The organism is Microcystis sp. M169S2 (assembly GCF_020245865.1).
Taxonomy (GTDB): Bacteria; Cyanobacteriota; Cyanobacteriia; order Cyanobacteriales; family Microcystaceae; genus Microcystis; species Microcystis ichthyoblabe_A.
On sequence record NZ_JADBUB010000117.1, the window covers coordinates 1 to 11565 of the forward strand.

General features: G+C 43.6%; 8 protein-coding genes and 1 pseudogene. 3 read left to right on the forward strand and 6 right to left on the reverse strand.

What is annotated here, in order from left to right; genetic code table 11:
- The first annotated feature begins 375 nt into the window (after positions 1–375).
- Both IM485_RS12270 and IM485_RS12275 read left to right on the forward strand, forming a co-directional pair.
- Positions 376–1341 carry an o-succinylbenzoate synthase gene (locus IM485_RS12270; RefSeq protein ID WP_287743371.1) on the forward strand — a complete coding sequence of 322 codons (966 nt, stop codon included), beginning with the start codon at positions 376–378 and terminating at the stop codon, positions 1339–1341.
- A pseudogene (locus IM485_RS12275) lies at positions 1317–2659 on the forward strand (2-succinylbenzoate--CoA ligase). Before IM485_RS12270 ends, IM485_RS12275 begins: the two are co-directional and overlap by 25 nt.
- A gap of 127 nt (positions 2660–2786) precedes the next feature.
- On the opposite strand, the gene IM485_RS12280 reads toward IM485_RS12275, so the two are convergent.
- The 6 genes from IM485_RS12280 to IM485_RS12305 all read right to left on the reverse strand — a co-directional run bounded on the left by IM485_RS12280 (position 2787) and on the right by IM485_RS12305 (position 11429).
- The gene (locus IM485_RS12280; protein WP_046660768.1) at positions 2787–3470 is read right to left on the reverse strand and encodes a M48 family metallopeptidase; all 684 of its coding nucleotides are present in this window, start codon (positions 3468–3470) and stop codon (positions 2787–2789) included.
- Positions 3471–3502: 32 nt separating this feature from the next.
- The gene (locus IM485_RS12285; protein WP_287743376.1) at positions 3503–6616 is read right to left on the reverse strand and encodes a type I restriction endonuclease subunit R; all 3114 of its coding nucleotides are present in this window, start codon (positions 6614–6616) and stop codon (positions 3503–3505) included.
- A gap of 129 nt (positions 6617–6745) precedes the next feature.
- Positions 6746–6928: a hypothetical protein gene (locus tag IM485_RS12290; protein WP_110545046.1), complete on the reverse strand. Its 183-nt coding sequence runs from the start codon at positions 6926–6928 to the stop codon at positions 6746–6748.
- A 233-nt stretch (positions 6929–7161) separates the two neighbouring features.
- Entirely contained in the window at positions 7162–8451 is a 1290-nt protein-coding gene (locus IM485_RS12295; protein WP_287743383.1) for a restriction endonuclease subunit S, read from the reverse strand.
- A 75-nt stretch (positions 8452–8526) separates the two neighbouring features.
- Positions 8527–8739, reverse strand: coding sequence for an antitoxin TumA (gene tumA / locus IM485_RS12300; RefSeq protein ID WP_104397553.1), 213 nt, complete (start codon positions 8737–8739; stop codon positions 8527–8529).
- 20 nt (positions 8740–8759) lie between these two features.
- A complete protein-coding gene (locus IM485_RS12305; protein WP_287743387.1) occupies positions 8760–11429 on the reverse strand; it encodes a type I restriction-modification system subunit M in 2670 nt (889 codons plus the stop codon).
- Between the two features lie 90 nt (positions 11430–11519).
- On the opposite strand from IM485_RS12305, the gene IM485_RS22750 reads away from it, so the two are divergent.
- Positions 11520–11565, forward strand: a 46-nt coding sequence (locus IM485_RS22750) for a helix-turn-helix domain-containing protein (protein WP_353737100.1), incomplete at its 3' end; no start/stop codon positions are given.

An 11565-nucleotide genomic window follows, 5' to 3' on the forward strand; every position in this document is an offset into this window, starting at 1 on the left:
AATCGCTTGATTTATAATACAATCACTGGAAGACTATTCTTTGATGGGGACGGGACAGGTACACTAGCAGCCATTCAAATTGCAACTCTTAGTTCTAAACCCACTCTTACCGCCTCTGATATACTTGTATTAGTTTAATCTAAATACAGCTTGTCGGGTGCATTAGGCAGCTCATGAACCCAACAACCGCCAATACCCAGAAAACGGGTTTCTCGAAGAAACCCGTTTTCTGGACTTTAAGATAAAAAAACGTTTCGCTGACAAACTCTATAAAGAACGTAGGTTGGTTTGAAGCATGAAACCGTTCGGCTGAGCTCACGGCCGAAGCCCAACGCCTGCTCATGTTAAGCTTTTCACGACTACTTATAGTTAATCATGTATTTCTGGCAATTTCGTGTTTATCAGCGTCCTTTGCTGCGTCCCCTACAAACCCATCACGGACTCTGGCAAATTAGGGAAGGAATTATTATTCGCTTAGAAGCGGAAGATGGACGTATAGGATGGGGAGAAATTGCTCCTTTACCTGAATTTGGTTCAGAAACATTATCGGCAGCAATATTATTCTGTCAAAGTCTCGAAAATCCCCTATCAATAACTTCAATTTTTTCTATTCCTGAACAATTTCCCGCTTGTCAATTTGCCTTTGAATCAGCTTTAGAAGATTTAAGTATAGAGAATCAATCAAGAGAATTAGAACCGAAAAATTATAGTTATTTATTGCCCACAGGTGCGGCAGTATTTCCCTGTCTAGATGATATTCTAGCCACCAATCAAACTAATACTTATAAATGGAAAATTGCGGTCAATTCTCTCCCACAAGAGTTAAAACTATTTGAAAAATTAATTGACCGATTACCCAGGGGAATTAAATTGCGTTTAGATGCCAATGGGGGATTAAGTATGGCTGAGAGTAAAATCTGGTTAAAAATTGCCGATGAATGTCAAATAATTGAATTTATCGAACAACCTTTACCCCCGTCTCAATGGTTAGAAATGTTGCAATTAAGTCAAGATTTTACCACGGGGATTGCTTTAGATGAATCGGTGGCCAATCTTCGACAAATAGAGGAATGTTATCAACAGGGATGGCGAGGAATTTTTGTGATTAAACCTGCTATTACCGGTTCAATACAAGGGTTAAGAAATCTCTGGAAAAAATATCCCTTAGATTTAGTGTTTTCCTCGGTTTTAGAAACTAATATCGGCAGAAAATCCGCTTTACGTCTAGCACAAGAATACCCCAGAAAAGAGCGAGCTTTAGGTTTTGGTGTGCAACAATGGTTTAATAATAGTGACCCCGATTGGTTGGAAAAACTGTGGACGACATCAGCAAACAATTAGCATATCTCAGTCAAAAAGATTGGTTATATGGATACAATAGCCAAAAATTTTATCAATTATATCAGTCCTATTCTCGGCAATTTATCGCCGCAGATAATCCTCGATTAACTATACTGCTTGCTGAAGGCAATCCCCTTAAATTCTTAGCGATATTCTTGGCTGCCGTCAGGTCAAAAAGTTGCCTATTTTTAGCTAATCCCGACTGGAAAACTAACGAATGGGAACAGGTTTTCTCTCTGGTGCAACCCGATTATATTTTTGGCGAAAATATCAAGGTTTTTAACTATAATTCTCCTCCTGTCAATCCTTTGACTAATTCTCTGATGATACCCACAGGGGGAACCTCGGGAAAAATTCGCTTTGCTATCCATAACTGGTTAACTTTAACTGCTTCTGTCAAAGGTTTTTCTGAATATTTTCAAGTCAAGCAGGTTAACTGTTTTTGCCTACTGCCTTTATATCATGTTAGTGGTTTAATGCAGTTTCTGAGAAGTTTTTTAACTGGGGGAGATTTTGCTGTTATTTCTTACCATAAAATCAAACAAAAGCGCATAAATAATCTCAATCTTCAAGATTATTTTATCTCCTTAGTCCCCAGTCAATTACAATTTTTTCTAGAAAATGATCCTCAATGGTTAACCAATTTTAAAACAGTTTTACTAGGAGGTTCCCCTGCATGGCCATCTTTATTAGAAAAAGCTAGAGAATATAATATTTCCCTATCTCCCACCTATGGAATGACAGAAACTGCCTCACAAATTGTCACCCTTAAACCAGAAGATTTTCGACGAAGCAATAATAGTAATGGACAGGTATTACCCCATGCTCAGATAAAAATTAATCCCGATAACCAGAAAATTATTATTGAAGCAAAATCTTTATTTTTAGGCTATTATCCCCATCTTAATCAAGCAAGCTACTTCGAGACGGATGATTTAGGTTACTTCGATGAAAGTGGTTATTTATATATCATTGGTCGCGATAGTCAAAAAATAATTACCGGAGGAGAAAATGTTTATCCTCTTGAGGTAGAAACTGCCATTAGACAAACTAATTTAGTTAAAGATGTGGTGGTTTTAGGGTTACCAGATGTCAAATGGGGACAGATAATTGTCGCTTTTTATGTACCCGTTAACTCTCAGATAAACCAGACAAGTATTCAATCCCAGATTAAAGATAAATTAGTCAATTATAAACTGCCGAAACATTGGATAAAATTACCGGAGATACCAAAAAGTCCCCAAGGCAAGATTAATCGAACCAATTTAATTAAATTAGCTGAAACTTTTTTGACACCGAGTCAAACCCTGGACCCTAATTATAGCAGTTATCTTAATGGTGAGTTATGAGGTTTTCCTTTTGGGGAGAATCCGAGACGATATAATCGGGTAAAATGCCTATGGGTGCTAATCCCAGCAGATTTAAATTAGGTTTATTTTCCAAAATTATAGTGACTGTTCCAACATCTGACCGTGTTCTTTAAGCCATTGCTTTGCCTGTTCCATAGTAGCAATTTGCGACCTGATAATCTGCCAAAATCGTGGAGTGTGGTTCGATTCAATCAGATGCGCTAACTCATGAACTACCACATAATCAATTACGAACATCGGGGCTTTGATCAATCGCCAGTTAAAGTTAACATTGTCTTGGGGTGTACAAGAACCCCAGCGATATTTGCTGTCGGTAATTTTAGCCTGATTAAACCTGACACCAAGCTTTTTAGCATAAAGGTTGACACGAGGAAGTATCTTCTCTTTTGCCTTCTGAATGTACCAATCTTGAAAAATCTCGCCACCATTCTCTGTTAGTGCCTTTGGTACTCGAAAGCGATTGTTAATAAACTTTATCTCTGTCTGATCATCAACCAATTCTAAACGATAGTAGCGCCCTAAATAAAGAAGCGACTCGCCATTAACCAGTTCCTTACCAGGAGGATGAAGTGGGACTCGATACTTTTGCTCGTGGTGAATTTTTTCATAGAGCCACTGCTTGCGTGACTCTACTATTTGCTGGATCTTATCGGGATGAGTACCAGTAGGCGCTCTGACGACGATCGAGCGATCACGTTCCACGGTAATGGTCAGGGTCTTACGACTGGAAGAATAAATGATTTTATAGTCAAGTTTCATATTAAAAGTCGCTCAATTTTACTCGATTCAGCCTAAAAAATTCGGTCGTTATTTTTCTCTGCTATTTCCATCACCCGCGAGATAATCTGTTCTCGATTGTCCATAAGATTGGGAATTTGGAAAAAGTCGGGAGAGAGTAACACTTTTTGAATCTCTGCCCTAAGTTTCTTGCGAGCGGGAATGCTCTCCCAAAAGCTAGTTAATTGTAACTCCTGCTCAACAACGGTAAATACCTGTTGAGTGAGAGCGACCATCTGAGAAACCATATCGTCAGTTAATGCCGCTTCTCCAAAACACTCCCGTTTGAACATCCGAAAGAAGGGCAGCTGCTTTTTCCTGTCCAGTCCGTAGGTAGGCTCATTTTTTGCTTCTCTCGCCTTCTGGCGCAGTTTTTCCAGTTCTTGGTAAATCTTGTCCCAATTGTCTTTAAACTCCTCGAAGATGGCTCTCAGTGCTTCAGAAAAGGAGGCTTGCAGTTCGGGATCATCTGCCAGATCGATCTCGATATAGTGGCGGAGAGCGTGTTCGATTGCGGCGGCCTTTGTTTTGACTCGCTGGTGTTTCTGGACATGACTCTCAAAGTCCTTGTCCAAGATCGAGATCGGTTTAACTTTCTCGTCAATTCCCCTTGATTGCAGGTACTGGTCGGTCAGGGCCCGCAGCTTGGGTGGGATTCCCTTCATACTCAGGCGCTCGTCGCGGAAGTGCTTCCCCGCTAGTATATTCACTGCGGTGAGAGATTGGTAGTCTCTCATATAGTTCAAGGCCTCCTTGGCGGGATAGACCAAGTTAAGGCTGCGGGTCAGCTTCTTGAAGGCCAGCATGAACTCGAATCGCACATCCTCGTCATAGAAGAGGTCGAAAAAGGCATCTTGATCGTTCAGGTCGGTGAGTCCATGTTGCTTCAAGAGTGCAAGGATTGCCCGGTGGTCATCCTCAAGCTGACGGATCTCGTCCTCGGGAAAACTTAAGGTTTCCTCGATTTCTTGCTGCTCTCGCTCGTCGTAGTTATCAATAGCTCGCTTCAAGTGGTGGCCGATGCCCACATAGTCCACGACAAAGCCTTTATCCTTGTTCGCACCGCCGACTCGGTTGACACGGGCGATCGCCTGTAACAGGTTGTGGGCCTGGATGACCCTATCGAGATACATCACCTGCTCTACTGGGGCATCAAAGCCAGTCAGTAGCATATTATTGACGATGACAATGCCCACATCTCCAGTAATCCCCTCATCCCTTGCGTCAAAGGGCAGTTTAAAGCTTTTAATAGTAGTATCGTGGCGGGTGGAGTTGCTGTATTGCTTGAGGTGGGGTAGGTCATTATGACTGCCGGAGATGACCACATCGGTCTTAAGTCGCTTCAGGCGATCGAGGTTAAGCCGGTGGGGATTCCCCTGCTCCAATTTGGCAATCTCCTCGGCCAGGGCAGCATCTAAATGCTCTTTGTACCGCACCGCCGCCTCCCGGGAAGTCGCCACCACCTGGGCCTTGTAGCCGTTGGGAAAGATGCACTGGAGATAGTGCTGCACCATATCCTTGGCTTTGGCGGCGATGGTGGGATGGGCTTCTAGGTAGGCATCCCGCGAACCATGGCCCAAAATCTGCAGCCGCTCTTGCAGGTTGTACTCACTGAAGACATCGGCAAAAGCCGCATCCATAGCTGTCTGATCAGACACCTCGGCGTTATGGGTGCGCCCGGTGTAAACAATTTCTAGGGTTACGCCGTCCTCGATGGACTGGCCCATGGTGTACTTGTCGATGTAGTCCCCAAAAACTTTCTCAGTTTTGTCGATGGGGGTGCCGGTGTAGCCAATACGGGAAGCGCAGGGGAGAGCTTTGTCGAGGTTTGTCCCCAGCAGGCTGTACTGAGAGCGGTGGGCCTCATCGGTCATCACCAGGATGTTGCTGCTCCGGTTTAGCTCCGGGAAGGTCTCCCGCAGTTCCCGCTCTTGGAATTTGTGGATCATGGCCATGACCAGATCCGAGGAGTCGCTGCGAAGTAGTTCCTTCAGTTTGGCGATGCTATTGGCGGGCTTAACGGTAAAGCCAACACTTTGGCCGGTCTCGGCGAGTTGCTGCTCTAGTTGGGTGCGATCGGTGATAAATACCACTTTCCACTGGGAAAGGTTGTTATGGCGGTACATGGCCCGCACCATAAACATCATGGTAAGGGACTTACCTGACCCCTGGGTATGCCAGATGATGCCGCTGCGCTCCCGGGGGGTTTTGCCCTCTAGGAGACGCTCCACGGCTTTCTTGACGGCACGAAACTGCTGATAACGCCCGACGATTTTGATGGTTTCTCCCTTGTTGTTGATGGAGAAAAGGGTGAAGTTGCGAATAATCTCTAGGAGGTTATCGGGGGCAAACATTCCCGCCACCAGTCGCTGCTGGTCATTGGGGGAGCTAATGCCGTGTTCTAGTTCTTCTAGGGTGCGGGGATAGGGGTCAGCCCAACGGAAGAAGTATTTTTCGGTGTGGGTGGTAATAGTGCCAAATTTTGCCTGATTGCGGCAGGTAGCTACGACAAACTGGTTATAGAAAAAGAGGGGGACATTTCCCTCGCCCTTAGCGCCGCGCTGTTCGCTGTAGCGGAGGAGTTGCTCGATCGCCTCGGCAATGGGTTCTTTGACTTTGGGAGATTTACATTCAATGACCACCACTGGCAGCCCATTGAGAAAGAGGACAATATCGGGGATGATGTGGTTTTCTGTGCCTAGAATCCGCACCTTAAACTGGCAAACGGCGATAAAGCGGTTGTTAGTTGGGTGGTCAAAGTCGATAAACCTGACGGTGGGGCTTTTTTCGCCTGTTTTACGGTTCTCTGAGACGCTGGTATTCTCCTGAAGCAGTTTAAAGACGTGGCGGTTATTTTCCAGTAAGTTGGTGCTGGGGAAGTTGGCGGTGAGTTGTTTGATGGCTTCTTCTATTTGGTCGGTTTCTAGCCAGGGGTTGATGATTGTAAGCTGTTCTCGCAGCACTGGCAGCATCACCACCTCGGTAAAGCTTTCTCTAAAAGTATCCTGTGGTTTTTGTTTTGTCTCTAAATCCAATATTTCCCAATCTAAACCGTATAGTTGATCAAGTAAGGGCTTTTCGACCCCGTTGCGCTCATCGAGTTTGATAGGTTGAGGTGTTTTGTTCATGACCAGATAACCTGTATGTAACTGTATTTATGAGGTTTTTCGTCTTTGGAAACCAACGCTGCTTTGTGTACTAATACTAAATCCGTTGAGTAACACACAGAAAACGGGTTTCTCGGAGAAATCCGTTTTCTACTCATCAAATGTCACGCTTCCTTTGAGGGGATTGATATCAGTGGTTTCGACGGGTAATATCTTCTCTGCATTATCCAACAAGATAACGCGGATCTGTTTACCTTCCCATTCAGAAGAATATTCGGCGGGAATGCTGACTATTCCGTTTTTTAGGATGGTTTTAAATTCGATCGCTTGCATGGTAAATCTATGGGCAAGGGAGTTATGTTTAGTTTAGCGAATCGTCTGATATCGAGATCATGGGATATAGATCGCCTGAGCAGTTTGGTGACTTGGCGAGGTCAATCAGGGCGTTACGATATTTTTTGATGCCACGCCGAGCGATTTCCATTTTTTTGGCAAAGTCTGGGTATATGTTTAAGTTTTTGTGATTTGTGGGTGTTTGCTCTGGTTGCATAGGTTTGACCGATGAATCAATTTGCTGCTGTTTTTTGGTTGAGGAGGTCGGTAACTCGAACTTTGCCAGTTAGTAGGTCTTGCATGAGTCCGGTTTTTAATATTTTCAATTTCTCTAAAGATAAAGTTTCTCTTTTAATTAATGATTGATGTTGATCTAAAGTTTTAGATATTTTAACTTGTTCATATAACATTGGCTTTGCAAAATTAAGAGATGCAATTTCACTTTGAAATAGATTAGGCTGTGCCGCTTGACGTTGACTAATTTGTATTTGTGTTTGAAGCAAATCAGATTGTAGAACCCATTCAGCAAATCGAGGCTGAATCTCGGACTTATTTAGTTTGACTAATGCTGCACTTCTCACCAATACGCACTTTAACCATGTGGGAACCTCACACACACGTCCAATAGTTCCTGAACAAGAAATGAGAATATCTCCTGATTCTGGATAGCATCGTCTAATCATTCTCTGATATTCATATTCAGGCACATAGTCAACATCTGACAGATCAATACTTCCATTTAAAACGTTCCTTGCACTTAATAGAAAAATGCCGTCAATACTTCGCTTAGGTGTGTGGTGATCACCATCTGTAATCTTGATCGAAATATCATTAATTGTTTTCACCTCCCACTCAACCGGAATCCTCCCAAGCGGTGAATCCTTAAATTCATGGGTTTCTTCACTGCGAATATTGCCATTTTCATCAATTCCTTTGGTGAGCAAGTCCTGCATTAGTCCGGTTTTGATGCGCTGCTGCTTGGCAATTAGGGCTTCGGTTTGCTCAATCGCGCGGTCTATTGTTGAGAGGATGGTGGCGATTTGGGTTTGTTCGGCGGAACAAGGGAGGATAGTCTCAATATTCGATATTTGTGCTTGATTGATAGAAGGAACAGCACCACTTTGTACAAAATTAGAGAAGTCAATATTTAAAAGTACATAGAACAAAAAATCGGGTTCTATCTTTTCAGGAATCGCTCCCATCATATTGTTGTCGATAGCAGTCTCTCTCGTAAGGATTCGACGACGATTAAGAAGTAAGGCTGCACCAACTTTGGCAAATACAACAGAATGGACAGGAAATATTGTTATACTTTCTCTAACCAGCGTTTTTTTATCAATCCAATTGTTCGCATCTACTATATATTTTCTGTTGCATAATAGTTCCATATCGCTGACTTTAATGAATGGATACTGTCCCGACTTACTCCCCTGAAGAGCTTCTCTAAAACCGCTGCCCCCCTTGAACCTGCATACTTCACCTAACTTCACTGAGGTTATCATTCTAGGATTTGTTAAATTCATTGGTTCAAATTCTCCAACTGACTAAAAAAACGATTCAACTACTCTAAACTTATATCTAGCTTTAAAAATGTAATTTTATCCATTAGATACCTGACGCAGCCCCAAATAGTGGCGATAATCATTCGCCCAATCAATAAAAATCGCCTCATCAGAGAGTTGTCCCTTGCTATAGCGATCAAAAAAATCCTCAGAGTTCATATTGTGCTGACTTTCATACAAACTAAGGCGTTTGGCTACAGCAATCAGCGCATCTAAAGATGATTTATATTGTACCTGTTGTTTTCGCATTTCTTTGTCCTCCGATTCCGTTATTCCCTATACCCTAGTTTAACCAAAAACTCATTTAATTCTCCTAAAGTCTGCTCTCGCTGGGCCTCCATTTCCTGACTTGATACCGCATACTTATCCCAAAGATTCTCAACCTTAGCGACAAGTCCCCGCTTTTCCCCATTCAAGTAACGAGTAAGCTGCTCCGATACCCAATCATAGAGCTTTTTTAGAATCAATTTTTTCGCTTCTTCATCCCTTAACTGTCCTCCTATTTCAGTCAGTAATCCCTCAGGATAAGATAATTTAATCTCCAAGGCTTTCTTATCCTTATTAAGCGCGTTAATCTTGGCCTTTTCTTCCTTTTTACTGGCATTTAACCCCATAAGCTGATTTTGTACCTGCTCAAGTAATTCAACAGTTTCAGCCTTAAATTCCTCATCACCAACCCGTTTTAAGCGCAGCTTTAACTCAAGCTGACTCTGCTGTTCTTTAAGCGTATTCTTAAGTAACTTGATCCGGTTCTCAATGTCAGTAATAACATTGTATTCTTGTTGGTAAGATTGGCGCTCTCTGGCTGCTGAATCGCCCTGGGATTGCTTCAGGTCATCTATCAACTCTTTAAGCCATTTCTTAATCGATGCGGCGCTAACAGTTTCTTCCTCTTCCGGTTCATAATTCGCCACCTCCTGCGCTGATTCTACCGCTTCGCTTAACTCCCCTTGGACTTCACTAATCTTACTTTCTAGTTCCTCAATTGCCGCCTCTTCCGCCTGAAAAAATGCCGCTAATAAATACTGATCAGGGATAAGAGTATGATGCCAGCCAGTGTTAATAATAGTCTTTAGATCATAGCGAATCTGCTGCCACCAGTTAACAAACACCCCCGCCGATTTAAACTCATCTAAAACCCCCAAAGGAATCAGCTGCTGTTTAAGGCTACTCAGTAATTGCTGCCGCACTTGGGGCATAATATTATTTCCCTCCAACTTGGCAAAATCATCCCGCGCTTCTCGCCACCAATTTTTAAGCGTAGTATAGTGGTCGCTTATCCTTGCTTGTAAATCGGGATTAGCTTCCAGATTCTCTTTAATAGCGGCTTTCGTGGCAATTTCTGGGCAAAAACTAGCATAGCCGGGGCGTAGGGGTCTAAATAGGGTATTTGTATTGATGCCAAACTTAGCAAAAGTATCCTGTTGTGCGGCAATTTCAGCCTGCGGAATACCCCCCATCAAGTGAGCTTTTACATCCTCTGGTTCCGGATCTGGCGTATTATCCACATAGCGGCGAATATTAAGATTAAAGTCGTGTTTTTCGACAATTTCCGACTTATCTACCAAGCGGCTATATTTGGGATATTCTCGCTTGTGGGTAAAGACATAATCGATCTTTTCAATGTCTTCGGGGCGCAATTTATTCTGGTTCTTTCCCTCAGCATATTCTCGATCGGCATTAATAAAAAGGATTTTATCGCGTAATTCATCAGGTTTATTTTTATTCACCACCAACACACAGGCTGGGATACCCGTGCCATAAAATAACCCCGGGGGCAAACTAATAATCGCCTCAATCAGATCATCCTCAATTAAGATCTCTCGAATCAGCTTCTCTTTCCCCCCCCGAAATAGCACCCCATGGGGCATGATAGTGGCCATGTGGCCGTCGGGTTTAAGACTGGCAATCATGTGCTGGACAAACATCAGATCCGCCTTTTTCCCCTTTTCCGGGCAGAATTCGCGAAAGCGGTTGGTAAACTTGAGATTAGACTTGCTGTAATCCTGGGAAAAGGGCGGATTAGCGAGAACTCGGTCAAACTTGCGAATCTGTCCGTTTTCTAAAATGAGCGGATCTTCGAGAGTGTCCCCGTTTTCAATGGTGAAGCGGGTGATGTTGTGGAGGATCATATTCATATTACAAATTGACCAGACCGTACCGTTAGAATCCTGTCCGTAGAGTGCCAGATTCTGGGGGTTTTGCCCCTGTTCCTCCACATATTGATAGGACTGGATAAGGAAACCGCCCGACCCCACGGTAGGGTCATAGATAGTATGGCCCGCTTGGGGTTTGACCAACTGTACCAACAGCCGCACCACCTCGGCCGGCGTGTAAAATTCTCCCCCTTTCTTCCCGGCACTATCGGCAAAGTATTTGATTAGGTACTCGTAGGCTGCACCCAATAGGTCGGGAAACTCAAAATTATCGTTGACCAGCACAAATTGGGGCTGATTGAAGTGATCTAGTAAATCCTTCCATTTGTGGTCAGGTATCTTGGTTTTGCCCTTGGTGGCATTAAAATCGATGTTATTCTTCAGCACTCCCGCCAAGGCATCGTTAGCATCCTCTACCGCCGCTAATGCCTTATTGAGCATATTGCCGATGTCCTGCTTAAGGTGTTTGAGCGGCGGGACTTCCTGGCCGTTTTCGTCGCGCCAGGATTGATGCCAGCGAGCGCGAGGAGGTACGAAAAATGTTTCTCCATAGGAGGTTTCGCCTTCTAGGAGTTCGGCCAGCAGCAACGGATCTGGGATGTGTGCATATTGTTTCTTGAGTTGCGCTTGCTTGCGCTCAAACTCGTCTGACAAGCGTTTGAGGAACAACATCCCAAAGATAAATTCTTTGAACTCGGAAGCGTCCATTTTACCGCGAAGAATGTCCGCCGCCTTAAATAGAAAGTCTTCGAGTTGACTGAGAGTGATCTTTTCTTGTTTCATCGAAAATTTGGGTCTGAAACCCCGTCGTTCTACGACGGCTTTACTGTTAAATATTAGCGCATTTACACGATATATGCTAGAATGCGAGATATGGAAAAAGCCTATTCGTTTCGATTTTACCCAACACCCGAACAAG

What these genes read in the sequence shown, in the direction of transcription:
- IM485_RS12270 (WP_287743371.1), top strand. Translation starts at nt 376, where the DNA reads ATGTATTTCTGGCAATTTCGTGTTTATCAGCGTCCTTTGCTGCGTCCC.
- IM485_RS12280 (WP_046660768.1), bottom strand. Translation starts at nt 3,470, where the DNA reads ATGAAACTTGACTATAAAATCATTTATTCTTCCAGTCGTAAGACCCTG.
- IM485_RS12285 (WP_287743376.1), bottom strand. Translation starts at nt 6,616, where the DNA reads ATGAACAAAACACCTCAACCTATCAAACTCGATGAGCGCAACGGGGTC.
- IM485_RS12290 (WP_110545046.1), bottom strand. Translation starts at nt 6,928, where the DNA reads ATGCAAGCGATCGAATTTAAAACCATCCTAAAAAACGGAATAGTCAGC.
- IM485_RS12295 (WP_287743383.1), bottom strand. Translation starts at nt 8,451, where the DNA reads ATGAATTTAACAAATCCTAGAATGATAACCTCAGTGAAGTTAGGTGAA.
- tumA (WP_104397553.1), bottom strand. Translation starts at nt 8,739, where the DNA reads ATGCGAAAACAACAGGTACAATATAAATCATCTTTAGATGCGCTGATT.
- IM485_RS12305 (WP_287743387.1), bottom strand. Translation starts at nt 11,429, where the DNA reads ATGAAACAAGAAAAGATCACTCTCAGTCAACTCGAAGACTTTCTATTT.